Origin of the sequence: Neorhizobium galegae bv. orientalis str. HAMBI 540 (genome assembly GCF_000731315.1) — a bacterium.
Lineage (GTDB): Bacteria > Pseudomonadota > Alphaproteobacteria > Rhizobiales > Rhizobiaceae > Neorhizobium > Neorhizobium galegae.
This window is the reverse complement of the sequence record NZ_HG938353.1, coordinates 3,788,005-3,812,416: the sequence shown is the minus strand read 5'-3', so window position 1 is coordinate 3,812,416 and position 24,412 is coordinate 3,788,005. Positions and strand designations below refer to the sequence as shown.

Genomic DNA, 24,412 nt, shown 5'->3' with positions numbered 1-24,412 from the left:
TCTACTGGCCCATCTTGTAATCGAGGAACCATTTCCTGTTCAGCACATCGAGCGTGCCGTCTGCCTTCAGCACGGCGATCGCCGCGTTGACCGGCGAAACAAGATCGGATCCCTTCTTGAAGATGAAGCCGAAATCCTCGGTGCCGAGCGGCTCGCCAATCAGCTTCAAGGCACCGCCGGAGGCCTTGACGTAACCGTCGCCGGCGGTGCTGTCAGTCAGCACCAGATCGACGTCTCCCGCCTTCAACGCCTGCACGGTCGCACCGAAGGTTTCGAACAGCTTGATCCGCGGGTTCTGCTCGTTGCCGTCGAGGATTTCGTAGGCCGCCGTGTAGAACGGGCTTGTTCCCGGCTGGGCGCCAATCAGTCCGGTCGTCAGGGCGCCAAAACTCTTGGCGTCGGTGAAGCGTTTTTCATCGCCGCGCACCAGCATCAGCTGCTGCGAGCGCATATAGGGATCGGAGAAATCGACCTTTTCCTTGCGGTCGTCCTTGATGGTGATGCCGGTCATGCCGATGTCGTATTGCCCGTCGGAAACGGCCTGGATCATCGTGTCCCAGCTGGTGTTCTGGTATTCGAGCTTGAAATTCAGCCGCCTGGCGATCTCGGCCATCGCGTCATATTCCCAGCCGATCGCCTTGCCGCTCTTCGGATCGACGAATTGCAGTGGCGGATAGGCGTTTTCCGTCACCACCACCACGGTGCGGCCCTTCAGGTCAGGCAGTTCGGCGGCGCTGGCGGCGGGTGCAAAGGCAAGGGCAGCAAGGCCGGAGATCAGCATACGGCGTGAGAGCATTGTGGCACTCCTGACAAATGGCTGGCGAATCCCTCTCATGAAAAGCCAGCCGATAGCAAGCGGCCGGCGGCGAGCATCTTTTTCTTGCCGCGCATGATGGGGTCCCCTACATCCCCTTCACCGAAATACGCTGCTTCCTCTGCGGCAAATGCTTTGGAGTAACTAAGTTGGTTCAGGAAAAAGAGCTAATTTCAAAGATCGTGTGGCGGCTTATGCCGTTCCTCGGCATCCTTTATCTGATTGCCTATATCGACCGTCAGAACGTCAGCTATGCCAAGCTGGAAATGGTCGGCGCGCTCGGCATGAGCGAATATGCCTATGGTCTCGGCGCCTCGCTTTTTTTCATCGGCTATTTTTTGTTCGAGGTCCCGAGTAACCTCTTCCTCAACCGGTTCGGCGCCAGCCGCTGGTTCGCCCGCATCATGATCACCTGGGGCATTGTGACCGTGGCGCTCGCCTACACGCAGAACGCGACGATGTTCTACATCCTCCGTTTCCTGCTCGGCGTTGCGGAAGCAGGCTTCTTCCCGGGCGTCCTCTACCTGCTGACGCTCTGGTTCCCGAAGGATTATCGCGGCCGCATGGTTGGCCTGTTCATGATCTTCAGCGCGCTCGCCAATGCCGTGGGCGCCCCCATTGGAGGCATGCTGCTTGATCTCAAAGGGCTGCTTGGCCATGAGGGATGGCAATGGGTCTTCCTGGCGACCGGCATTCCGGCGGTGCTCGCCGGGATCGTCACTCTCTTTTATCTCGACGACACGCCAGAAAAGGCGAAATTCCTGACGGAGGATGAAAAGCGCTGGCTGCACGATCGGCTGGCGCGTGAGAATTCCGGAATGGAAGAGCATGCAGACAACGGATTCAAGGCGCTCGTCAATCCGCGAGTGCTTCTGATGGCGCTCTGCTATATCGGCTTTCCGCTCGCTGCCTACGGTCTCAGCTACTGGCTGCCGACCATCGTCAGGGGGTTCGGCGTCTCGAACACGACGAACGGCTTGATCAACATCATTCCGTGGGTGATCGTCGCGCTCGCGCTATGGGTGGTGCCGACCGCCGCAGACCGGGCCGAGAGCAAAACTCCCTATATTGTCGGTCCAGCCTTCGTCGGCGCGATATGCCTGGCGCTTTCGGCGCTCGTCACCTCGCCGATCTTGCAGTTCACTTTCCTTTGCGTCGCCGCAGCCGGCATTTTCGCTGGTCAGCCGGTCTTCTGGAGCCTTCCCTCTCGCTTCCTCAGGGGTGCGGGCGCTGCGGCCGGCATTGCGGCGATCAATTCAGTCGGCAATCTCGGCGGCTTCATCGCACAGAACGTCGTCCCCTGGATCCGGGATTCGACCGGCAACGATATCCTGCCGATGGTCTTCCTGGCAGTCTGCCTTGCTGTCGCCGGTGTCCTCGTCATCATCGTCGGCCGAATGTTGGCGGCGAGACAGGCGATCTCCGTCTGACCGGACGTTACTGCCATTGGTTCCCTCTGCGGAACCAATGGCGGCAAAACTGCCTCCTTCCGCCTCATCGGCGTTTCTCCTATGTCTTTTGGCAAGCCAGATCAAAACGCTTGGAGAATGTCGATGATACGAGCTTTGAAACATGCCGCCCTGGGTTTGGTCCTGTTCGGGGCCGCGATGGGTACGCTTACCGCGCCCTCGCTGGCACAGGAGCCGGTGATGGCCGCCCCGGACAAAGACGCGCTTTTCACCAGCACGGACCCCAAGCTGCATGCAAACAAGCAGGTTGTCTACGGCATCGTCCGTGACCTGCTGGAAGCCAATCAGTGGGACAAGGCCGATCAGTATCTCACTGAACGTTACATCCAGCACAACCCGAATGCCGCGTCAGGGCGCGAGGGGGTGGTACGCTATTTCATCGACGTCCTGAAGCGGAAGCCGAGCCCCATTCCGACCAAGATAAAAACGCCGGTCGCCTTTGTCACAGCGGAAGGCGATCTGGTGACCGTGGGGACGGTGCGCGAAATGAAAGATGCTCGCGATCCTTCGAAGAGTTATACCAGCACCTGGTTCGACACATGGCGTATCGTCAATGGCAAGGCCGACGAACACTGGGATTCGGCCGTCAGAAATTAAACCTGTATCGCATAACAAAAAAGGCGGCTCGAAGGCCGCCTTTTCCGTATTCGATATGAAAAGCTTATTCGGCAGTCGCTTCAGCAGCCTTGGCGGCTTCTGCGGCTTCGGCAGCTTCTGCTGCGGCCTTTGCTTCAGCGGCTTCCGCTGCTGCCTTTTCGGCGGCGAGAGCCTGGGCTGCTGCAACCTTCTCGGCTTCGATACGTGCCTTCTCTTCGGCAACGGCCTGACGCTCGGCGTCATTCAGCTTGCGGGCGCGAACGCCGGTGTCTTCGACGATACGAGCCGACTTGCCGCGACGATCGCGCAAGTAATAGAGCTTGGCGCGACGGACCTTACCGCGGCGAACGATTTCGACGCTCTCGACCATCGGCGAGTAGACCGGGAATACGCGCTCGACGCCTTCGCCGTAGGAGATCTTGCGAACGGTGAAGCTTTCGTTGATGCCGCCGCCGGAACGGGCGATGCAGACGCCTTCATAAGCCTGTACGCGGGTACGGGTGCCTTCCGTGACCTTCACGTTGACGCGGACGGTGTCGCCAGCGGAAAATTCCGGAAGCGTGCGCTTGGCTGCAATCTTGGCGGCCTGTTCGGCTTCCAATTCCTGGATGATATTCATCGTCTCAAACCTTTGGTTCTTCTGAAACAGCCAGAGCGCTCGGATATTATCCCTTTGGTCCAAGCCTCGGAGATTTGCCTTTTCGGCAGAGCGAATTCACCATTCTTTGTTGCTGGTCGACGGGATATTTCCCATTTCCGGCTGGGCCAATACACCAAAGACATGGGTTTGTCATCCCGTCGATTGCGATTTTGTGACGAAAAAGCCCGCTATTGCTGCCTTTCGTCGAAGCCGCTATCTGATGATCAGGGATGAGGAAACATCAATGACAATCACAATGATAGCCCTGCTCGCCGCGGCGGGCTTCCTGTCCGGTGCGGTCAATGCGATCGCCGGCGGCGGGACCTTTCTGACCTTCGGAGCGATGACGCTTGCCGGCGTTCCGCCGATCCTAGCCAATGCGACGTCCTCGATCGTTCAGTTTCCGGGCTACGTTACTTCGACGATCGCCTATTGGGACGAAATTTCCAGCCGCTGGCGCAGCGCGCTGGTGCTTGCGCTGGTTTCGGTGATCGGCGCCTTTGCGGGGGCCTTCCTGCTGCTGTCGCTCGACAATCCGTCCTTTCGCGCGCTGGTGCCCTGGCTGCTGGCAGCTGCGACGGCGGTGTTTGCCGCGGGACCGTGGCTGAAACCGAAGGCGTCTGCGGAGCGGTCGGCCAATTCTCCCGGCTCCGTCATCGGGCAGTTGCTGACGGCAATCTATGGCGGGTTCTTCGGCGCCGGCATGGGCATCATGATGCTCGCCGTGCTCGGGGTGACGACCGGCGGCAGTTACCACCATCTCAACGCACTCAAGAACATGCTGGCGATCCTGATCGCGGCGGTCGCCATCATCGTCTTCGTCGGCGGCGGGGTCATCGCCTGGCCGGAAGCGATCGTGATGATCCCGGCAGGCGCGCTGGGCGGTTATGCCGGCGTGTGGATGGCGCGGCGGGTGCCGCAGGCAGTACTGCGCTGGTGTGTGGTGGCCGTCGGGGTGGGTCTGACGATCTATTATTTCGTAACGGGGTGAAGAGGTATTCTTACTTGCCCTTCAGCAAATCCGGCCGCCGCTCCGCGGTCAGCTTTTTTGCCTCCTCAAGCCGCCATTTCTCGATCGCCGCATGATTGCCCGATGTCAGAACGGCCGGGATCTCCCGCCCTTCGAACACTTGCGGCCTCGTATAGTGCGGATGTTCGAGCAGACCGTCCTCGAAACTCTCGTGGGTGCCGGACAGCGCGTTGCCCATCACGCCCGGCAGGATGCGCACCACTGCGTCGAGCAGCGTCAGCGCCGCCGGCTCGCCGCCGGAGAGAACGTAGTCGCCGATCGACACCTCTTCGAGATTGCGGGCATCGATCACCCGCTGGTCGACGCCCTCGAACCGGCCACAGATAATCACGACGCCGTCGCCGGCAGCCAGCTCGCGTACCCTCTCCTGCGTCAGCGGTTTTCCGCGCGGGCTCATCAGCAGGCGCGGGCGCCCCGGGGCCAAGTCATCACCTTCGGAGACGTTGTCGATCGCCTTGGCCAGAATATCCGGCTTCAGCACCATGCCGGCGCCTCCGCCGGCCGGCGTGTCGTCGACGGTGCGGTGCCGGTCCTCGGCAAAATCGCGAATCTGCATCGTGTCGAGCGACCATTGTCCGCGCTCCAGCGCCTTGCCGGCGAGCGAAAAGGCCAGATGACCCGGAAACATTTCCGGGTAGAGCGTCAGAATGGTGGCGCGAAACGTCATCGCGCCTACTTGCCCTTTTTGGGGAAACCCGGCGCGGCGCCGTCGTCTTCCGGGTTCTCGGCAAGGCCTGCCGCCTGCGGATCGATGAGGATCTTGCGGCCTTCGAGGTCGATTTCCAGTACCGCAGCCTCCGAGAAGGGGATGAGGGTAGGGCGGCGGCCGGGACCTTTCAGCTCCAGCAGATCGCCGGCGCCGAAATCATAGACCGCGCTCACCGTGCCGTAGCTCTTGCCGTCCTGATCGACCGCTTCGAGGCCTTCGAGGTCCGCATAATAGAATTCGTCTTCCTCGAGTTCGTCGTCGGGCAGGTTGTCGCGCTCGATGAAGAGCTCGAGCCCGGCCAGCGCTTCGGCCGCATTGCGGTCGTTGATGCCGCGGAAACGGACGATCGCGATGTTCTTCGCCTCGCGGATTTCGAGGATCTCGAAAATACGGCCGTCCTCGCTGTGCAGGTTGCCGTATTCGCCGAGCGCCGTCGCATCGGCCGTATACGTGCGCACCCGCACCTCGCCTCTCAAGCCTTGGGCGGCGCCGATGGTCGCCATCAGAATGGGGTTTTCGAGCTTGGTCATGCGGGTCGTGATCTCGGTTGCCGTGCGCTCATTTAAGCGCTGCGCGATCAAAAGCAAACAGCAAAACGGGCAGCGCGTTGCCGCGCCACCCGTCGATTGCGAAGAATTTCCGCGAAGCTTATGCTTCGGCGGCAGCGGCTGCTGCGTCTTCAGCCTTCTGGGCGCGTTCCTTGACGCGTTCCTGGGCCTTCTTGCCCGGCAGTGCCTTTTCCGGGTTGTTCTTGGCAGCGCGCTGGGCAAGGCCGGCTTCAGCGAGGAAGCGCAGAACGCGGTCGGTCGGCTGGGCGCCGTTGTCGATCCAATGCTGGATGCGCTCGGCGTTGAGTTCAACGCGCTTGGCATCGTCCTTGGCGAGCATCGGGTTCCAGGAACCGAGCTTTTCGAGGAAGCGGCCGTCGCGGGGCGAACGGGCGTCGGCAACGACGACGGTGTAGTACGGACGCTTCTTGGAGCCGCCGCGGGCGAGACGAATTTTCAGGGCCATTTCAATTACTCCTAGGTTTTCTGGCCGCCGTCAGGCGGGCCGGGTTCTTCTTGAGGCCGCCATCAGGCGGGCTGGTTCAGGCTATTTTCGTGCCGACGTGTTCGGCGGCGATGGCTTCATGATGCCGGATGACTTCCTTGATGACGAAGTTCAGGAACTTCTCGGCGAAATCCGGGTCCAGATGCGCTTCCTTCGCCAGGCGGCGAAGACGCTCGATCTGGAATTCTTCGCGCGCCGGGTCGGCCGGCGGCAAATCGTACTGGGCTTTGAGGACGCCCACTTCCTTGGTGCAGCGAAAACGCTCCGCCAGCATGTGCACGAGCGCCGCGTCGATGTTGTCGATCGACTGGCGATAGCTTGCAAGTTTCGCTTTGACCTCGGGGTCAACCATTGGCGTGTCCTCCCTCACTTCTTCTTGGGCAGGCCCGGAAGACCGGGAAAACCGCCGAGGCCGGGCAGCTTGGCGCCACCGAGACCCGGCATGCCGCCGCCCGGAAGGCCCGGCATGGAACCCGGCTTCATCCCCGCTGCCTCGGCCTGCTTCTGCAGCGCTTCGAGCTGTTTCGGATCGAGCTTGGACAGGTCGGGCATGCCGCCCATTCCACCCATTCCTCCGCCCAGGCCGCCCCCCATGCCACCAAGACCCATCTTCGAGGCAAGGCCGCCCATCATCTGCTTCATCATGCCGCCCTTGCCCTTGCCGCCCATCATTTTCATCATGTCGGCCATCTGGCGGTGCATTTTCAGAAGCTTGTTGATTTCGGCGGCATCCGTGCCGGAGCCGGCGGCGATGCGCTTCTTGCGGCTGTGCTTCAGTATGTCCGGGTTAGCGCGCTCGGCCCTGGTCATCGACTGGATGATGGCGATATGGCGAGCGAACGTCTTATCGCTCATGCCGGCGGCCGAAAGCTTGTCCTTCATGCCGCTCATGCCGGGCATCAGGCCCATGATGCCGCCCATGCCGCCGAGCGACTGCATCTGCTTCAGCTGTTCGGCGAGGTCGTTCAGGTCGAACTTGCCCTTGGCCATCTTTTCGGCCATGGCGCGCGCCTTGTCGGCGTCGATATTCTCCGCGGCCTTCTCGACCAGCGAAACAATGTCGCCCATGCCGAGAATGCGGTCGGCGATGCGGCGGGGATGGAATTCCTCCATCTCCGTCATCTTTTCGCCGGTACCGATCAGCTTGATCGGCTTGCCGGTGACGGCGCGCATCGAAAGGGCGGCGCCACCGCGACCGTCGCCGTCCATACGGGTCAGCACGAGGCCGGTAATGCCGACGCGTTCGTCGAAATTGCGGGCGAGGTTGACGGCGTCCTGGCCGGTGAGACTATCGGCGACCAGCAGGATTTCATGCGGGTTGGAGCGGCGCTTGATCTCCGCCATCTCCGCCATCAGCGGCTCGTCGATATGGGTACGGCCGGCGGTGTCGAGGATGACCACGTCATGGCCGCCGAGCTTGGCCGCCTGCACGGCGCGGGCGGCGATCTCGACCGGCGACTGGCCGGCAATGATCGGCAGCGTGTCGACGCCGGTCTGGACGCCGAGCTGGCGGAGCTGTTCCTGGGCGGCCGGGCGACGCGTGTCGAGCGATGCCATCAGCACCTTCTTGCGCTCGCGATCGGTCAACCGCTTGGCGATCTTGCCCGTCGTCGTCGTCTTGCCGGAGCCCTGCAGGCCGACCATCATGATCACCACCGGGGCGACCGCATGCAGGTCGATGCCGACGCCTTCGGAGCCGAGCATCTCGATCAGCTCGTCATGGACGATCTTGACGACCATCTGGCCGGGCTTGATCGACTTCAGGACTTCGGCGCCGACGGCCTTTTCGCGCACCTTGTCGGTAAAGGAGCGCACGACTTCCAGCGCCACGTCCGCTTCGAGCAGGGCACGGCGAACCTCGCGCAGAGCGGCGGACACATCCGCTTCGCTCAATGCGCCACGGCCGGTCAGTCCACTCAAGATGGAGCCAAGACGGTCCTGGAGGCTTTCGAACATCGTTTCTTCCTTCTCGCGTTTCGGGATCACCGAAACGTCGGGTTCTCATCCGCCAAAAACAAGAGACAAAGCCAAAAAGCACCCGAGGGCGCAACGCGCTGTCGGGTGTTGACCTCCGGGCTCAGTCTATCGGCCCCGGTCGGCGGCTCCAAGTCGTAACTTGTCAGCAGATGGGCGGGCTTAAACAGCAAGCGGCCGGGAAAGTCAAGGCTGGCGCGTCGGCTTGTGCCTCGCGCTTGCAGGGATATTCATTTCGACTATAGTGAATATTCCTGCAGCTCTGCAGGGGAGTGGATGGACATGTCTCTTTATATCCGTGACGACAAGGTCGATGAACTGGCAAACGAGGTCATGCGGCGGCTTGGTACGAAGACCAAGACCGAGGCTGTGCGCGTGGCGCTGGAGAATGAGCTGAAGCGGGCCGGCGAGGAGATGTCGTTGGAGGAGCGCGTGAAACATCTGCAAGACCGCATCGCTGCTCGCATGGGGCCGCATGCTGCCGACTTTGATGAAAAGGCTTACATGGACGAGATGTGGGAAAGCTGATGTTTCTCGATGCATCGGCTGTGGTCGCCGTTCTGACCCGCGAGGAGGAAGCTGGGGTCTTGCTTGCCAAGATTACCGATTCCAGAGAGCCTATCCACTATTCATCGGTAACAATGTTCGAGGCCGCGATTGGCATTTCCCGAAAGACTGCAATCAGCCTTTATGGAGATCAGCGCCCCACGCCACCTGAGCTGATCGCTCAAGCTCAGCAAGATGTGGAGGAGTTTATGCGGAGCATAGGTGCCGGTGAAGCTACTTTTTCGCCCGGGTTGCACGGCGCCGCTCTCGAAGCGGCGCGAATCTATGGCCGGTTCGTCGGCCATCCCGCCAAATTGAACTTCGGCGATTGCTTCTCCTATGCTGCCGCGAAAACGCTTCGGTCGCCGCTGCTGTTCGTGGGCAACGATTTTTCCAGGACGGACATAGAGGTCGCGTAAATGTGTCCGTTCCTTGCGCAAGCTCTCTTCCCACGTGCAAGAGGACGCTGATAGACAGCTTTGATGAACCGACGAAAATTCCTGAAATGGTCCGGCATCGGTGCGATCGCCGCCCTCGTGGGCGGGTTCGCGGCAAGGGGAGCCATGGCTGCCAACAAGTATTACTCCGGTCCGGTTTCCGATCATTTCGACGGAACGTATTTCTTCAATCCCGGTGGGGAGCAGCCGCGCGGCGGGCTCGACCTGCTGCGCTGGAAGCTCGGCGGCAACAACATCGCCTGGCCGGACAGTTTTCCGAGCCCGTTTCCGCAGGCCGTGCCGGAAACGCGGGTCTCGGGCGACCGGCTGATCGTCACCATGGTCGGCCATGCGGCGATGCTGATCCAGGTCGCCGGTCTCAACATCCTGACCGATCCGGTTTGGGATGATCGCGCCAGCCCGGTGCGTTTCGCGGGTCCGAAGCGGGTCAATCCGCCCGGCATCCGCATCGGTGACCTGCCGCCGATCGATGTCGTGCTCGTCACGCATAACCATTACGACCACATGGACCTCGAGACCCTCTGGGTGCTGCAGGGCCGCGACAAGCCGCATTTCGTCACGCCGCTCGGCAATGACGCGCTGATCCGCTCGCGTATCGCGGATGCGAAGATCACGGTGATGGATTGGGGCGGCCGCGAGGAGATCGCCGCAGATATCGGCCCCGGTGTCGTCCTGCATTGCGAGCCTTGCCATCATTGGTCAGCGCGCGGCGTTGGCGACCGGCGCATGGCGCTGTGGGCCGCCTTCGTCTTCGAAACGCCTGCCGGCAAGATCTACCATATCGGCGATACGGGCTTCCATCAGGGCATCAACTACCGCGCCGCGCGGGAAAAGCACGGGGCTTTCCGGCTCGCCAACCTGCCGTTCGGCGCCTATGAGCCGCGCTGGTTCATGCAGGCGCAGCACCAGAACCCGGACGAGGCGGTGGAGGGCATGCTCCTTTGCGATGCGGCTTTCGTCGCCGGTCATCATTGGGGCACGTTCAAGCTGACCGATGAAGGGATCGAAGAGCCGCTGGCGGCGCTTCATACCGCTCTCGATGCGCGCGGCGTTTCCCGGGACCGCTTCCGGCCCATGCGCCCCGGCGAAGTCTTCGAAGTGCCGACAATTTCCGTCTGAGCACGCCGGAACTGTTGCGAAAACGCGACAGATGGCCCGAAGCGGCAAAAATTTCAGTCTCTGCCGCCGCCATTGCCTGGCTGCCCAACATGCTGATTTCACATTAAAACATGAGTATAATTGTCATCTTATAGAATGGTCTTTGGATCCATTCCAAATCATTGATGTTGCGCCCCTTTTCAGGCGACGCTAAACGCGGAGCCGTTGGTCGGGCAGGTTTCGGCCTTGGGATTACGGACTTGGATATCAGCCTTATCGAGCAGTTGCAGCAGACCGAGGAGGGGAAGCTGCGGCGGTTCTTTCTTCGGCGCCTGCGCAACAGGGAGGATGCGGCAGACGCGACGCAGGAGACCTTTCTGCGGCTGCTGACGGCATCGCCGAAGGAGGATCTGCGCAATCCGCATGCCTATCTTTTCCAGGTCGCCCGATCCGTCGCCCATGGCATCACCGCCCGGTTGATGCGCGACAGCGCGCTTTTCAGCGATGAGTTGGACCAGACGCAGGTGGCCGACGAAGCGCCAAGTCCGGAGCGTGTGGTCGCCGCGCGCCAGCAGCTCGGACTTCTGATCGAGACGATTTCCTCCCTGCCGCCGAAATGCCGGGTGGTGTTCGTGCTTAGCCGGCTCGAAGGGCTTTCCAACGGAGAGATCGCGACCAAGCTTGGGATCTCCCGAAACATGGTTGAAAAACACATCATCCGTGCACTCATGGCTTGCCGTCAGGCCCGCCTTGCGGCATTGCCTCCCGCCGGGGGGATTGCGCATGACTAATGTTTCAGACAAGGCGCGTGAGGACGCCATTGCGGAGGAGGCGGCAGGCTGGGTCGCGCGTCTCGGCTCCCGCGACGCAACCGATGCCGATCGCCGCCGCTTCGAATTCTGGAAAATGCAGGATCCGGCGCATGCGGCTGCCTTTGAAGAGATGAGCTCTCTCTGGGGCGATCTCGCCGCGGTGCCGAAAACGGTCGTGCCACGCCGGCGCCGGGTGGTCGGGAGTGGCGTTGCCGCCCTGCTTCTGATGGGCTGTCTTGGCATCATCGCCAACGAGACCGGCCTCATCGCCCGGTATCGTTCGGATTTCTACACGCCGGTCGGCGTCATCCAGCGCATCGACCTCGACGACGGATCGGTGGTGACGCTCAACACCGATAGCGCGATCAAGGTGCGATACGGCCAGACCGAGCGCCGGATCGTGGTCCTGCGCGGCGAAGCCTTTTTCGACGTCACCCCGAACGCGGCGCGGCCCTTCGTCGTCAGCGGCGACGAAACCCAGGCGATCGCGCTCGGAACCCACTATGCGGTGCGGGTCGGCGAGCGCGACGAGGTAATGGTCGAGGAGGGGCATGTGGCGGTGACCGCCGGCTCCCAGCGTGCGGTGCTCGAAAGCGGCGGCACCGCGCATCTCGGCACCGATGGCCGCCTGACAACCGGCTCCGGCGATGTCGCCGATCTGACGAGTTGGCGCAGCGGCAAGCTGGTCTTCTCCGGTCGGCCGCTCGGTGAGGTGCTCGGCCAGATCGGCCGTTATCAGCGGGGCCGCATCATGGTGCTCGACGACCAGGCCTCGCAGCTGCGGGTCAGCGGCGTGTTTACTGCCACCGATGTCGATCAGACTTTCACGGCCCTGCAGGAGAGCCTGCCGATCCGCATCATCCGGCTTTCCGACTGGGTCACGCTGGTCCGGTCGCGCTGAGGCAGTCGTTCGAAAATATGAGTACAAAATTCATCTTTTTTTGAAAACCCACATCAGGAGGTGGAGCTCTCTTTCACTCATAACCATCAGGGGCCGCGATGAGAGCGGTCACGAAGTTTGAGTGCAGGGGGTCTAAATGAATTTGAGGGGACCGCTTTATTCGCGGCATGTCCGGATTGCGCTTGGTTGCGCATCCTTGCTGGGCGGCATGGCTCCGGCCTTCGCACAGCAGCCGGCGCAGGGCGTCCAGTCGCAGCAGGTCGCCGTTTCCATTCCCGCCGGGCCGCTTGAAAGCGCACTTCTCGCGCTCGGCCGCCAGACCGACCTGCGTCTCGTCTATCGCAGCGAAATCACTGCCGGAAAGACCACGGGCGGCGTGACCGGTTCGCTGACGCCCTCTGCCGCCCTGTCGCGGCTGCTCTCCGGCACCGGCGTTTCCTTCCGGTCAAGCGGCGGCAATACGGTGACGCTGGAAGTTGCGGGTTCGGCGGCCGCAGCGACTGGTGGTGATCCCGATACGACGCTGGATCCGATTGTCCTGCGCGATGGCGACAATGGCCGCGCTGTCGACGCGCCTTACGAGACGCCGGGTTCGACGAGCTATATCTCGTCCGAGCAGATCCAACGCTTCCGCGGCTCGTCGGCCGGCGACCTGTTCAAGAACACGCCGGGCATCATTTCCGCCAACAACCACAGCAGCGGTTCCGTCAACGTGAACATTCGCGGGCTGCAGGGCCAGAACCGCGTTCGGGTTGCGATCGACGGTACGCAGCAGACGACGACCACCTGGCGCGGTTACGGCGGCGTCGATGACCGCACCTATATCGATCCGGACCTGATCGGCGGCGTCGGCATTTCCAAGGGACCGACGGGCGGCGCGGTGGGCGCCGGCGTCAATGGCGGCGTGGTCGAGATCACCACGTTGAAAGCCAAGGATATCGTTGAGGACGGCAAGCAATATGGCGGCCGCATCAAGATCGGCGCCCAGGACAACACGACGAAAGATTTTACGGTCAATTCCTACGACCAGCAGACGGATTCGGCCGAATTCTTCGATTTCACCAATGGCTCGGGCAGCTTTGCGCTCGGTACGGTGCAGGACAATTTCGATTTCGTCATCGCCGGTGCCCGCCGCTATCGCGGTAACTATTTCGCCGGCAAGCACGGCAAGAATTACTACGAGTTCCAGGGCCGCAATCAATTCCTCTCGCTCACCAAACAGGGTGAAGAGGTCTTCAATTCGTCCAACGAATCCACCTCGTTTCTCGCCAAGGGTACGCTTCGCTTCGATGACGACCAGAGCCTGGAACTGGGCTATATCCGCTATGAAAGCCAGTTCGGCCAGATCATGACCTCGCTTCTGACCTCGGGCGACAACACATTCCGGCAGGCGCCGCTATCCGATGTCACGACCGACACGTTCACCAGCCGTTATCGGTACAATCCCAGCGACCTGATCGATCTCAAGGTCAATGCCTGGCTGAGCATCGTCGACCAGAACTCCATGTCGACGGGTTTCGGCCTATATTACCCACAGTTCAACATTATACCGGGCGACGATCCCCGCTACGCCATGACCCATACCTGGGGCGGCGACATTTCGAACACGAGCCTGCTCGACACGGAATACGGGCCGTTCAAGGCCAATTACGGCGCGTCCTACCTGCTCGAGGATATCGATTCCAGGCGCTATTTCAGTCGCAGTCATACGACTGACCGGGGGGTGCAGATGGATCCCAGCATCGGCAACCGGTCGATCGCCAGCGTGTTCACCGACGGCCAGTGGGAGGCGACCGACTGGCTGGCCCTCAATGCCGGGCTGCGCTATGACGGTTACTGGATGAACGACAAGGGTATCGAATCCAGGACCGGCATCCGGCACAAGGAAGGCGGCCGGTTCAACCCGTCCGTCAGCGTCATCGTGGAGCCGATCGAAGGGCTGCAGTTCTACGCGCTTTATGCCGAAGGCATGCGCCCGCCGACCATGCGCGAAACCATGGGCAATGACGGTAACGTCATCCAGAACCCTTATCTGAAGCCGGAGGTCTCGAAGAACTGGGAAGTCGGCGTCAACTACAGTAAAGATGGCCTGTTGCTCGCCGACGACGCGTTGCGCTTCAAGCTGTCCTATTTCAACAACAACTACACCGACTATATTTCTCGCGTACCGTCCAATGCGGGGCCGGGCCAGCCGGTCTTCACCTTCGACAATCTCAGGAGCACCCGGTTCTCCGGTATCGAAATCTCCGGCTCTTACGAGGCCGGCCCGTTCTTCAGCGAAGGATCGCTGACCAAGTACCTGAGCTACGAGTTCTGCCGCACTCTTTCCACCTGCTCGGACTCGACCGTGTCGATGGATTATGCCGCCAACCACATGCCGCCCGAGATCATGGCGAGCCTGACGCTCGGCATGCGCCTCTTCGACGACAGGCTGAGTTTTGGCACCCGCTTCACGCATGGCGGCGCGCGCCTGTCGCCGGTCACGCAGGAAGCCCGGATGTATACGGGCATGTGGATTCCCTATACGACCGTCGATGCGTTCGCCACCTACAAGATCACCGACCACTTGACGTTCGACCTCCAGGCGGAGAACTTGACGGACCGATTTTACGTGGATGCGCTCGACGGGTTCACTCCCGCTCCCGGCCGAACAATCCGGGCATTCCTGACGGCCAAATTCTAAAACATTTAAGCATCTGGACATAGCACCTATGCAGATCGAACTTGAAACAACCGCCGCACCGACCCGGATCCAGCGTCTGAAGGCTCTCACCGACGCCACTCATGAGCGCCTCGACACGCGCATTATGGCGGCCGATCCCTTCGCCAGCCGCGAGCGGTATGCGCTGTTCCTCGCCGTGCAGCATCATTTCCATGCGGATGTCGATCCGCTCTATCTCGATCCGCGGCTCAACCGCATCGTCCCCGATCTTCCGAGCCGGGTCCGGCTTGAAGCGCTGCGCCAGGATATCGCCGACGTGACCGGAAGCCCGCCGGCCGTCCTCACGGCTGGCACGGATGGGCTCCGTATCCCGGCCGCACTCGGATGGCTGTACGTTGCCGAAGGCTCGAACCTCGGCGCCGCTTTCCTCCTGAAGCAGGCGGCAAGGCTCGGCCTGTCGGAAGAATTCGGCGCCCGCCACCTCGCCGGCCACCCCGCCGGCCGCGGCCTGCACTGGCGCACTTTCGTTGCTGCTTTCAACGGGTTCGAGATGTCAGAAGTGGAGGAAACGGAAATGGCCGAAGGCGCTAAGTCGGCGTTTCGGCGGGTGCATGCGCTGGTGGACGAGATTTTCGTCTGAGGGCGTGGCGTGAGGCCTTCGGGCTTGACCCCGCGGATCCTTGGGCAGCGTGTTCCAGCGTATATGGCCGGTTCCCTCTCCCTGCCTGTCGACCGCTGCCGCGCAGAGGCAAGCCCCCACTGGTAATTCCTCGCCTTTTCCGCCATATACAGCCCGATATGCGGGCATCTGGCCCGGAATGGATTGGCGTCATGACGGAACTGGTGGAATTCGCGCGGATGAACGGGCTTGGCAACAAGATCCTGGTCGTCGACATGCGCGGACGCGCCGACAAGGTGACGCCGCAGGCTGCTATCGCGCTGAATGCCGATCCGGCCACCCAGTTCGACCAGATCATGGCCATCCACGATCCGAAGGCTCAAGGCACCGATGCCTGGATCGACATCCTTAATTCCGACGGTACGATGGCCCAGGCCTGCGGCAACGGCACGCGTTGCGTGGTGCAGGCGCTTAGCTCCGAGACCGGCCGCAAGACCTTTACCTTCCAGACCGTCGCCGGTATCCTCAATGCCGTCGAGCATGAGGACGGCACGATCTCGGTCGACATGGGCAAGCCGGTCTTCGAGTGGGACCGCATTCCGCTTGCCGAGGAATTTTTCGATACCAGCCGCATCGAGCTGCAGATCGGCCCGATCGACGCCCCGATCCTGCATTCGCCGTCTGCCATGTCGATGGGCAATCCGCATGCGATTTTCTGGGTCGACCGCGATCCGATGAGCTTCGACCTCGAACTGTTCGGACCGCTGCTCGAAAACCATCCGATGTTTCCGGAAAAGGCCAATATCACGCTGGCGCAGGTCACGTCGAAGTCGTCGCTGCGCACCCGCACCTGGGAACGTGGCGCCGGCCTGACGCTCGCCTGCGGTTCGGCCGCCTGTGCTGCCGCCGTTTCCGCCGCCCGCACCGGGCGCACCGGTCGTATGGTGACGATTGACGTTGCCTCCAGCCCGATCCGCCAACCGCTCGTCATCGAATGGCGCGACGACGATCACGTCGTGATGACCGGTCCCGCCGAATGGGAATGGTCCGGCAAGGTGGATCCGACCATCGGAACCTTCATCCGCGACGACGAGCCAGAGGCCAATGCAATTCAAAGGGGCGAGCCGGAGGCTCGGGTCAATTGAGCGGCGTCGAGGTCATCACCTTCGGCTGTCGGCTCAATACCTATGAATCGGAAGTGATGCGGGCGGAGGCCGAAAAGGCCGGGCTCAACAATGCGATCCTCGTCAATACCTGCGCAGTCACCGGCGAGGCCGTGCGTCAGGCCCGCCAGGCGATCCGCCGCGCCAGGCGGGAAAATCCGCATGCGCGCATCATCGTCACCGGCTGCGCCGCCCAGACCGAAAAAGAGACTTTTGCGGGCATGGTGGAAGTCGATGCCGTGCTCGGCAACGAGGAGAAGCTGACCAGCGCCTCCTATCGGGCGCTGCCGGATTTTGGCGTCTCGGCGGAAGAGAAGCTGCGCGTCAACGACATCATGAGCGTGCGCGCCACCGCGCCGCAGATGGTCAAGCATATCGATGGGCACGTACGCGCCTTCATCCAGGTGCAGAACGGCTGCGATCATCGCTGCACCTTCTGCATCATCCCCTATGGCCGCGGCAATTCCCGCTCGGTGCCGATGGGCGCGGTGGTCGATCAGGCAAGGCGGCTGACGGAAAGCGGTTATCGCGAGATCGTGCTGACCGGCGTCGACGCCACCAGCTATGGCGCCGATCTCCCCGGCCAGCCGTCGCTCGGGCTTCTCGCCAAGACGCTGCTCAAACAGGTGCCGGAGATCCTGCGCCTGCGCCTGTCCTCGATCGACAGCATTGAGGCGGACAAGCATCTCTGGGACCTGATCGCCGACGAGCCGCGCTTCATGCCGCATCTGCACCTGTCGCTGCAGCATGGCGACGACATGATCCTGAAGCGGATGAAGCGCCGTCACTCGCGCGCCGAGGCGCTTGCCTTCGTGCAACAGGCGCGGCGCCTGCGCCCGGAGATCGCCTTCGGGGCGGATATGATCGCCGGTTTCCCGACCGAGACGGAAGAAATGTTTGAGAACGCCGCGACGCTGGCGGAAGAGGCCGGCACCTCGTTCCTGCACGTCTTTCCCTACAGCCCGCGTCCGGGCACGCCGGCGGCGCGCATGCCGCAGGTGGACCGGGCTGTCGTCAAGGACCGGGCGGCACGGCTGCGGGCGCGGGGCGACCTGCTGTATCGTGCCCACCTCGACCGGATGGTCGGCAGCGAGCAGGCCATCATCGTCGAGAACAACGGCATGGCGCACACGGAAAACTTTTCGCTGGTGGCAGTGCCTCGCCTTATTCCCCGCGAGTTCAAGCGCGTTATGATTACCGGCCATAACGGCAAACATCTGGAAATGCAGGTCGCGTCTGCCCTTGTCCCGTCTCGGGCGGCGTAACCGGAACAGGTTCTCATGGCATTGAGCTTCATCAAGCGCGTCTTCACCTTCGGCAAACCCTCCGAGGAACCGGCACCCGATGCGGTAAAGCCGGAGGACGTCGCCGCCATCCAGGCGGAACTGGAGCCGAAGTCGCGCGACGAAGACCTGCCGGTCTCGCCCGTCGACCCGGTCGCACCGGCCGAGATCGAGACCGCCGGCGGGCCTGTCGCGGATGTGGCGGCGGAAAATGTCGAGCCGGCCGAGCCGGAGACTTCCGAAGAGGATGAACCGGCGCTGCTTTTGGGTGTCGAAGCCGCATCCGAGATCGGAATGGTGCCGTTGGCGCTATTGCAGGCGGAGGCCGAGGCCGAAGAAGAGGCCGTCGCAGCCGCGGAAGCACCCCCCTCTGTCCTGCCGGACATCTCCCCCTCAAGGGGGGAGATTACGGATGCGCCGCCGGCTCCGGCATCGGACGACAGTACAACAGGCTCGGCTGCAGTTTTAGGGGAAGGTGCGGACCACGATTCGATCTCCCCCCTTGAGGGGGAGATGTCCGGCAGGACAGAGGGGGGTGTTTCTTCAGACGAAGAGGTTCCTGCTCTGGGTAAAACGCCTCGCCTAGAACCCACCCTCCCCAAGGGCTTCTCCACCGCCCGCCCGGAACCCACGCCCGAACCCGTCGCCATCCAACCGAAACTCACCTGGTTCCAGCGCCTGCGTGCCGGTCTTGCGCGCACGTCGTCGCAGCTCACTGGTCAGATCGGCGCGCTTTTTACCAAGCGCAAGCTGGACGAGGAAACGCTGGAGCAGCTCGAAGACCTGCTGATCCAGGCCGATCTCGGGGTCGAGACAGCCATGCGGGTCACCGGTGCGCTTTCTTCCGAGCGTTACGGCAAGGACGTGACCGGCGAGGACGTGTCGAGAATCATGGCGGCTGAAATCACAAGGGTTCTGGCGCCGGTCGCCAAACCGCTGGCGCTCGATCTCAATCACAAGCCGCATGTCATTCTCGTCGTCGGCGTCAACGGCACCGGCAAGACCACGACGATCGGCAAGCTCGCCGCAAAGCTCTCCGGTTCAGGCCTCAAGGTCATGCTCGCCGCCGGCGACACGTTTCGCGCGGCCGCGATCGAGCAGCTGAAGATCTGGGCGGACCGCACCGGTTCGACCTTCATCGGCACCAAGCTCGGCGCCGATGCCGCGGGTCTTGCCTATGACGCCTACGAGCAGGCGCGCGCCAACAAATCAGACGTCTTGATCATCGATACCGCCGGCCGGCTGCAGAACCGCACCGAACTGATGGCCGAGCTCGAAAAGATCGTCAGGGTGCTCGGCAAGCTCGATCCCGACGCTCCGCACACCGTGCTGCAGACGCTGGATGCCACTACCGGCCAGAACGCCATGAACCAGGTCGAGATTTTCCGGAACGTTGCGGGCGTCAGCGGGCTTATCATGACGAAGCTCGACGGCACGGCGCGCGGCGGCATTCTGGTGGCGATCGCCGCCAAGCACAAGCTGCCGATCTATTTCATCGGCGTCGGCGAGGGTGTCGACGATCTCGAACCCTTCGAGGCGCAGGATTTTGCGCGCGCCATTGCGGGTTTGACGCATTGATGACACAGAATGACGATTTGGCTTCGCCGATAACGGCCTCAAAGTTGGAACCCATGCAGACGATCGAAAGCGACATCACGCCGACCAAGGAAGAAAAGCAGCATCCGATGCTGAAGCTCGCGCTGGAAATCGGGCCGCTTCTGGTGTTCTTCTTCGGCAACCTGCGCGGCGAATGGCTGGTTGCGCAATTCCCGGCGCTTTCGGCGGTCGGCGGCCCGCTTCTGGTGGCGACCGCGTTGTTCATGGTGGCGACCGTCGCCTCGCTGATCGCTTCGAAGATCGTCTTCCACCATCTGCCTGTCATGCCGATGGTGTCCGGAGTCGTGGTGCTGATCTTCGGTTCGCTGTCGATCTGGCTGCAGGACGAAACCTTCATCAAGATGAAGCCGACCATCGTCAACTCGCTCTTCGGCGTCGCGCTGCTCGGCGGGCTGCTGTTTGGCAAGTCGCTGCTCGGCTACGTCTTCAACGCTGCCTTCCAGCTCGACGAGGCCGGCTGGAAGAAGCTCACCCTGCGCTGGGGGATCTTCTTCCTGTTCCTGGCCGTCATCAACGAGGTCGTCTGGCGGAATTTCTCCGATGTGGTGTGGGTCAATTTCAAGGTCTGGGGCACGATGCCGATCACCATCATCTTCACGATCGCCCAGATGCCGCTGATCATGCGCCACACGATCCAGGAACCGGCACCCGAGGTCGAAAAGTGACGGCAGCGGAATTTTCCCCCTCGAGTTCGTCGCCGAAACGCTGGTTTCTTGCCGCGCTCATCCTTTTCCTGCTCCAGATCGCCATCCTCTACGCGATGGGCCGCATTCCGATCTGCGAATGCGGTTATGTGAAGCTCTGGGAAGGCGGGGTGAATACCAGCGGCAATTCGCAGCATCTCTCGGACTGGTATACGCCGTCGCACATCATCCACGGTTTCCTGTTCTACGGTCTCGGCTGGCTGATCCTGCGCCGCGCCCCGATCGCAGCCCGACTGTCGCTGGCAGTCTTGATCGAGGCCGCCTGGGAACTCCTCGAAAACTCTCCTCTCATCATCGACCGCTACCGCACGGCGACGATGGCGCTCGGTTATACCGGCGACAGCATCCTCAATTCGGCGATGGACACCGTATTCATGGCGGTCGGTTTTTTTGTCGCCTCGCGCCTGCCGGTCTGGCTGACGATTGCGATCGCCATCTTCTTCGAACTGGCGACCGGCTACATCATCCGTGATAACCTGACGCTCAACGTGCTGATGCTGATCTGGCCGGTGGATGCGGTGCGTGTGTGGCAGGGCGGGCTGTAGTGCCGGACGGGTTTTGACTGGGGGCGATTTTCCTCACCCCAAGAAAAATCCGCCCAACCTCATCAACGCTTTAGCCATATTCACTTCCCCTTTCATCCCCGCCTCTCGAACTCATCTCATAATCACCCCCGTCATCGGATGGGAAACCGGGTTCGCGAACCGGCCTCCTCGTCCAAGGGTTTTCGGACCCCGGTTTCCGGTGATGGCTGCAGAGATGGGTGACGAGGGCCTGGCAATTCTCGAAAGATCATCGAAACAGTCGGGGCAGGCACAAACACCTACCTCCCACATACTCGATACCGCCTGCCCCATTCCCAAACCAAAACCGCGCTGGACAAGATGTCCCGCGCGGCCAAAGGTGCTTGCATTCAAGTGGCGGCCAATAAGTTCCCGGCGACTGATCAGCCTTTCGCAGACGCCTTTTCGATCGCCGGCATGAGATCCTGCGTCAAGCTGCGCGCGTCGAACGGGCCGACCCGCTTGTAGAGAATGGTGCCATCAGGCGCGACAAGATAACTTTCCGGAATGCCGTAGACACCCCAGTCGATCGCCGCCTTGCCGTTCGGATCGACGCCGATCGCCTTGTAGGGGTTGCCGAGTTCGCCAAGGAAACGCAGCGCGTTGTCGTTGCGGTCCTTGTAGTTGATCCCGACGATGGTGAGCCGGCCGTCGTTCGCCAGTTCCTTCAGGATCGGGTGTTCCTGGCGGCAGGGGACGCACCAGGAGGCGAAGACATTGACCAGGGTCAGCTTGCCGACGATCGCTGCGGTCGTCAGCGCTGCGGTGTTCGAGCCTTCAAGCGGCGGCAGCGCCAGCGACGGCGCCTTTTTGCCGATCAGGGCCGAGGGGATGGCTGAGACGTCGCGGCCGTTGACGTCCTGATCGTAGAGCATCTTGCCGGCGACGCCGGCAAAACCGAGGAAAATCACCAGCGGGATCAGCGGCAGCGCATAACGCGCCAGGCTTTTGCGCGGGGCTGGCTGGTTTCCGGTCTCGACGCTCATGCCGCGTCACCTGTCGGCTGGGCGGAGCGGCGGCGGATGCCGGAAGCCTCGAGTTCGGCCAGCTCTTTTTGACGCGCGCGCCCGTCCAGCCAGGTCCAGGCGATCAGACAGAGGATGACGACGGCCGCTACGGCATAGGACATGGCGATGTAGAACGTGTGGGTCATGATCTCTAAGCTTCCCGGCCAGCCAAACGTGCGGCCATGCGGCGCTGGGCTGCGACGCGGCGGCGCCAAATCTCGTTGCGCATCGCCATCACATGCAGGGTGAAGAACAGCAGGGTGAAGGCGATCGCCATGATCAGCAGCGGCCAGAGGAATTCCTGGTCGATGGTCGGGCCGCCCATGCGGATGACGCTGGCCGGCTGGTGCAGCGTATTCCACCAGTCGACCGAGAATTTTATGATCGGGATGTTGACGAAACCGACGAGGATCAGCACGGCGGAGACGCGGGCCGCCCGCGACGGATCGTCCATGGCGCGGTTGAGCGCAATCAGGCCGAGATACATCAGGAATAGCACGAAGACCGAGGTCAGCCGGGCATCCCAGACCCACCACGTGCCCCACATCGGCTTGCCCCAAAGCGAGCCGGTGGCGAGCGCGATTAGCGTGAAGGCGGCGCCTAGCGGAGCTGCCGCCTTGTGCGACACGTCGGCGAGAGGATGGCGCCAGACCAGCGTGCCGATCGCCGAAACGGCCATGACCGTGTAGCACATCATTGATAGCCAGGCGGAGGGCACATGCACGTACATGATACGCACCGTCGCGCCCTGCTGGTAATCGCCTTCCGTCGTGAAGCTCAGATAGAGCCCGATCGCGAAGACGATCACGGTCGCCGCCGCCATCCACGGCAGAATACGGGCCGCCAGCGCCAGAAATCGCGTCGGGTTGGCCAGGTCGCTGAACTTGCTGATGGCGAGGCTTTCGGTCATGGGCACTTTCTAATATGCGCGCGGAAAAATCAGCTTGATCCTGGTCAATTCGCTGGTCGTCGATCCGACCCCGTTTAATCCGATTCTAGTCAATCGCCGGCATTGCGCAACGCCAGTGCCGCGCCGAGCGGACCGAGCACGGCAAAAAACATCGTGATCGCCACCAATATCAAGAAAGGCGGCATAAACGGGGCAGGGTCCTCGACAGCCGCATAGGAGGCGCTGACCCCGAAGATCAGCACGGGGATCGCGAGCGGCAGGACAAGGATCGAGACGAGCAGCCCCCCACGCGGCAGGGCGACCGCGACGGCCGCGCCCACCGCACCGATGAAGGTCAGCGCCGGCGTGCCGACCAGCAGCGTCAGCATGGTGGCGCCGATCGCCACCTCGTCCATGTTCATGAACAGGCCGAGCAGTGGCGATGCGATCACCAGTGGCAGGCCGTTGCCGAGCCAATGGGCCAGGCATTTGACCAGCACGGTCAGCACCAGCGGATGTTCCTGCATCAGCAGAAGGTCCAGCGATCCGTCTTCGCGCTCGGTCTGGAACAGGCGGTCGAGGCCGAGCAGGGCCGACAGCAGCGCGCCGATCCAGACGATCGCCGGGCCGATGCGGGACAACAGATTGAGGTCCGGGCCGACGCCGAAAGGGATGACGGCGACGACCGTCATGAAGAAGAGGACCCCGATCAGCGCGCCTCCGCCGGCGCGGACCGAAAGTTTCAGGTCGCGGAGGAGGAGGGCGGTCATAGTGGGAGGCCTTGCGTTTGGGGCTTACCCCCCTCTGCCCTGCCGGGCATCTCCCCCTCAAGGGGGGAGATCGGATGGAGCTGCCGCTTTGCCCCAAAGTCGAGTTTCAGTCTACGGGCGCCAATTCCAAAACGTCCAACATTTGGCGAAGGTCCGACGTCTTGCCGATCTCCCTCCTTGAGGGGGAGATGCCCGGCAGGGCAGAGGGGGGTAATGCGGGGCAGGACGATCACCATCTCTCCTCCGTCACGCCCGCGAACCCCGCCATCCGCAATTCCCTTGCATTCTCCAACCCCAGCGGCTGGTGAGTCGCGGCCAATAAAATACCGCCGGCCGCAAGATGCGCCTTGATCAACTCGGTAAACACGGCCTCCGCGCTCACATCGAGGGCGGCGGTGGGTTCGTCCAATATCCAGACCGGGCGGTAAGCGACCAGCAGCTTGGCAAACGCCATGCGGCGCTGCTGGCCGGCGGAGAGATATCCGAAGGGCAGATGGATGATCCCCCCGAGACCCACGGACTCTGCGGCCTCGCCCGGGGAGATACCCTTGCCGTCCTCCGCATCGCCGAGGAAATCCTTCCAGAAGCCCAGATTTTCAAAGACCGTCAACTCCGCCTTCATCGCATTGCGGTGGCCGAGATAGTGGCAGGCCTCGGCGGCGCGCATGCCTGATTCGGAACTCTCGGAGATCCAGCTCACGCGGCCGGTTTCAGCGTGCAGCAATCCGGCCACGACGCGCAGCAGCGTCGATTTCCCCGATCCGTTGCGGCCAGTCAGGACGAGGCTTTCACCGGCTCCGAGGTCAAAGGAGATATCCGTGAAAATCAGGTCTTCGCCGCGTCTTGCGCTCAGGTTTTCGGCCAAAAGCCGCATGCTGGAGACCTTCATTAAGATTTTAATCATCGCATTCCGAAAATTTATTCGGAATGGGCGCCAAGCGTCTGGAACCCTTCTTAGAAATTATCTATAAGCACTGCAACCACGCCAGCGGCCGGCGTGATTTCAATCTTCCGCCGAACCTGAAGATCCCAAA

The 24,412-nt window shown here is 62.1% G+C and carries 27 protein-coding genes; 15 read left to right on the top strand and 12 right to left on the bottom strand.

All coding sequences use genetic code 11. The features are described 5' to 3' along the window. Position 1: 1 nt before the first annotated feature. Positions 2-796 carry a transporter substrate-binding domain-containing protein gene (locus RG540_RS18565; protein ID WP_038590948.1) on the bottom strand — a complete coding sequence of 265 codons (795 nt, stop codon included), beginning with the start codon at positions 794-796 and terminating at the stop codon, positions 2-4. A 167-nt stretch (positions 797-963) separates the two neighbouring features. Here RG540_RS18565 and RG540_RS18560 point away from each other — a divergent pair, with 167 nt between their 5' ends. Both RG540_RS18560 and RG540_RS18555 read left to right on the top strand, forming a co-directional pair. Then, the gene (locus tag RG540_RS18560; protein WP_038590944.1) at positions 964-2,244 is read left to right on the top strand and encodes an MFS transporter; all 1,281 of its coding nucleotides are present in this window, start codon (positions 964-966) and stop codon (positions 2,242-2,244) included. Between the two features lie 81 nt (positions 2,245-2,325). Further along, entirely contained in the window at positions 2,326-2,880 is a 555-nt protein-coding gene (locus RG540_RS18555; protein ID WP_244446588.1) for a nuclear transport factor 2 family protein, read from the top strand. Between the two features lie 64 nt (positions 2,881-2,944). Here the strand turns inward: RG540_RS18555 and rplS are convergent, their stop codons facing one another. Beyond that, the gene (gene rplS, locus RG540_RS18550) at positions 2,945-3,499 is read right to left on the bottom strand and encodes a 50S ribosomal protein L19 (protein WP_038594211.1); all 555 of its coding nucleotides are present in this window, start codon (positions 3,497-3,499) and stop codon (positions 2,945-2,947) included. Positions 3,500-3,764: 265 nt separating this feature from the next. Here rplS and RG540_RS18545 point away from each other — a divergent pair, with 265 nt between their 5' ends. Then, a complete protein-coding gene (locus tag RG540_RS18545; protein WP_038590941.1) occupies positions 3,765-4,511 on the top strand; it encodes a sulfite exporter TauE/SafE family protein in 747 nt (248 codons plus the stop codon). A 10-nt stretch (positions 4,512-4,521) separates the two neighbouring features. Here RG540_RS18545 and trmD read toward each other — a convergent pair whose 3' ends face one another. The 5 genes from trmD to ffh form a co-directional block, all read right to left on the bottom strand. Beyond that, on the bottom strand, positions 4,522-5,217 hold the full coding sequence (trmD, locus tag RG540_RS18540; RefSeq protein ID WP_038590938.1) for a tRNA (guanosine(37)-N1)-methyltransferase TrmD: 696 nt from the start codon (positions 5,215-5,217) through the stop codon (positions 4,522-4,524). A gap of 5 nt (positions 5,218-5,222) precedes the next feature. Next, positions 5,223-5,789 carry a ribosome maturation factor RimM gene (rimM, locus tag RG540_RS18535; RefSeq protein WP_038546686.1) on the bottom strand — a complete coding sequence of 189 codons (567 nt, stop codon included), beginning with the start codon at positions 5,787-5,789 and terminating at the stop codon, positions 5,223-5,225. Positions 5,790-5,907: 118 nt separating this feature from the next. Further along, positions 5,908-6,273: a 30S ribosomal protein S16 gene (rpsP, locus tag RG540_RS18530; protein ID WP_038546684.1), complete on the bottom strand. Its 366-nt coding sequence runs from the start codon at positions 6,271-6,273 to the stop codon at positions 5,908-5,910. A gap of 76 nt (positions 6,274-6,349) precedes the next feature. After that, the gene (locus RG540_RS18525) at positions 6,350-6,664 is read right to left on the bottom strand and encodes a chorismate mutase (protein WP_038590935.1); all 315 of its coding nucleotides are present in this window, start codon (positions 6,662-6,664) and stop codon (positions 6,350-6,352) included. Positions 6,665-6,678: 14 nt separating this feature from the next. Next, a complete protein-coding gene (gene ffh, locus RG540_RS18520) occupies positions 6,679-8,268 on the bottom strand; it encodes a signal recognition particle protein (protein ID WP_038594209.1) in 1,590 nt (529 codons plus the stop codon). A 300-nt stretch (positions 8,269-8,568) separates the two neighbouring features. Here ffh and RG540_RS18515 point away from each other — a divergent pair, with 300 nt between their 5' ends. The 12 genes from RG540_RS18515 (at position 8,569) to RG540_RS18460 (ending at position 20,694) form a co-directional block, all read left to right on the top strand. Beyond that, on the top strand, positions 8,569-8,814 hold the full coding sequence (locus tag RG540_RS18515; protein WP_038594206.1) for a type II toxin-antitoxin system VapB family antitoxin: 246 nt from the start codon (positions 8,569-8,571) through the stop codon (positions 8,812-8,814). Next, positions 8,814-9,251, top strand: coding sequence for a type II toxin-antitoxin system VapC family toxin (locus RG540_RS18510; RefSeq protein WP_038590932.1), 438 nt, complete (start codon positions 8,814-8,816; stop codon positions 9,249-9,251). The genes RG540_RS18515 and RG540_RS18510 overlap by 1 nt, the downstream gene beginning before the upstream one ends. Positions 9,252-9,314: 63 nt before the next feature. Further along, positions 9,315-10,409, top strand: coding sequence for an MBL fold metallo-hydrolase (locus RG540_RS18505; protein ID WP_038590929.1), 1,095 nt, complete (start codon positions 9,315-9,317; stop codon positions 10,407-10,409). 239 nt (positions 10,410-10,648) lie between these two features. Continuing rightward, a complete protein-coding gene (locus tag RG540_RS18500) occupies positions 10,649-11,179 on the top strand; it encodes an RNA polymerase sigma factor (protein WP_051909518.1) in 531 nt (176 codons plus the stop codon). After that, positions 11,172-12,101 (top strand): FecR family protein, encoded by a 930-nt coding sequence (locus RG540_RS18495; protein WP_038590926.1) that lies wholly within the window; start codon positions 11,172-11,174, stop codon positions 12,099-12,101. Before RG540_RS18500 ends, RG540_RS18495 begins: the two co-directional genes overlap by 8 nt. Before the next feature lie 136 nt (positions 12,102-12,237). Beyond that, a complete protein-coding gene (locus RG540_RS18490; protein WP_038590923.1) occupies positions 12,238-14,784 on the top strand; it encodes a TonB-dependent receptor in 2,547 nt (848 codons plus the stop codon). Between the two features lie 28 nt (positions 14,785-14,812). Continuing rightward, positions 14,813-15,403, top strand: coding sequence for a biliverdin-producing heme oxygenase (locus RG540_RS18485; RefSeq protein ID WP_038590920.1), 591 nt, complete (start codon positions 14,813-14,815; stop codon positions 15,401-15,403). 191 nt (positions 15,404-15,594) lie between these two features. Then, on the top strand, positions 15,595-16,527 hold the full coding sequence (gene dapF, locus RG540_RS18480) for a diaminopimelate epimerase (RefSeq protein WP_038590917.1): 933 nt from the start codon (positions 15,595-15,597) through the stop codon (positions 16,525-16,527). After that, positions 16,524-17,810 (top strand): tRNA (N(6)-L-threonylcarbamoyladenosine(37)-C(2))-methylthiotransferase MtaB, encoded by a 1,287-nt coding sequence (mtaB, locus tag RG540_RS18475; protein ID WP_038590914.1) that lies wholly within the window; start codon positions 16,524-16,526, stop codon positions 17,808-17,810. Before dapF ends, mtaB begins: the two co-directional genes overlap by 4 nt. A gap of 15 nt (positions 17,811-17,825) precedes the next feature. Further along, positions 17,826-19,406 carry a signal recognition particle-docking protein FtsY gene (gene ftsY, locus RG540_RS18470; protein WP_038590911.1) on the top strand — a complete coding sequence of 527 codons (1,581 nt, stop codon included), beginning with the start codon at positions 17,826-17,828 and terminating at the stop codon, positions 19,404-19,406. Between the two features lie 53 nt (positions 19,407-19,459). Further along, entirely contained in the window at positions 19,460-20,110 is a 651-nt protein-coding gene (locus RG540_RS18465) for a septation protein A (protein ID WP_038594200.1), read from the top strand. Between the two features lie 59 nt (positions 20,111-20,169). Then, a complete protein-coding gene (locus RG540_RS18460) occupies positions 20,170-20,694 on the top strand; it encodes a DUF2585 domain-containing protein (RefSeq protein WP_407668914.1) in 525 nt (174 codons plus the stop codon). A 401-nt stretch (positions 20,695-21,095) separates the two neighbouring features. Here the strand turns inward: RG540_RS18460 and RG540_RS18455 are convergent, their stop codons facing one another. The 5 genes from RG540_RS18455 to ccmA form a co-directional block, all read right to left on the bottom strand. Beyond that, positions 21,096-21,698 carry a DsbE family thiol:disulfide interchange protein gene (locus tag RG540_RS18455; RefSeq protein ID WP_038590908.1) on the bottom strand — a complete coding sequence of 201 codons (603 nt, stop codon included), beginning with the start codon at positions 21,696-21,698 and terminating at the stop codon, positions 21,096-21,098. Beyond that, the gene (ccmD, locus tag RG540_RS18450) at positions 21,695-21,865 is read right to left on the bottom strand and encodes a heme exporter protein CcmD (RefSeq protein WP_038546646.1); all 171 of its coding nucleotides are present in this window, start codon (positions 21,863-21,865) and stop codon (positions 21,695-21,697) included. The genes RG540_RS18455 and ccmD overlap by 4 nt, the downstream gene beginning before the upstream one ends. Positions 21,866-21,870: 5 nt before the next feature. Beyond that, complete coding sequence (locus RG540_RS18445; protein WP_038590904.1) at positions 21,871-22,629, bottom strand: heme ABC transporter permease; 759 nt, start codon at positions 22,627-22,629, stop codon at positions 21,871-21,873. Positions 22,630-22,718: 89 nt separating this feature from the next. Continuing rightward, positions 22,719-23,378: a heme exporter protein CcmB gene (gene ccmB, locus RG540_RS18440; RefSeq protein ID WP_037081467.1), complete on the bottom strand. Its 660-nt coding sequence runs from the start codon at positions 23,376-23,378 to the stop codon at positions 22,719-22,721. Positions 23,379-23,607: 229 nt separating this feature from the next. Continuing rightward, complete coding sequence (ccmA, locus tag RG540_RS18430; protein ID WP_038594197.1) at positions 23,608-24,252, bottom strand: heme ABC exporter ATP-binding protein CcmA; 645 nt, start codon at positions 24,250-24,252, stop codon at positions 23,608-23,610. Between the last annotated feature and the right edge of the window lie 160 nt (positions 24,253-24,412).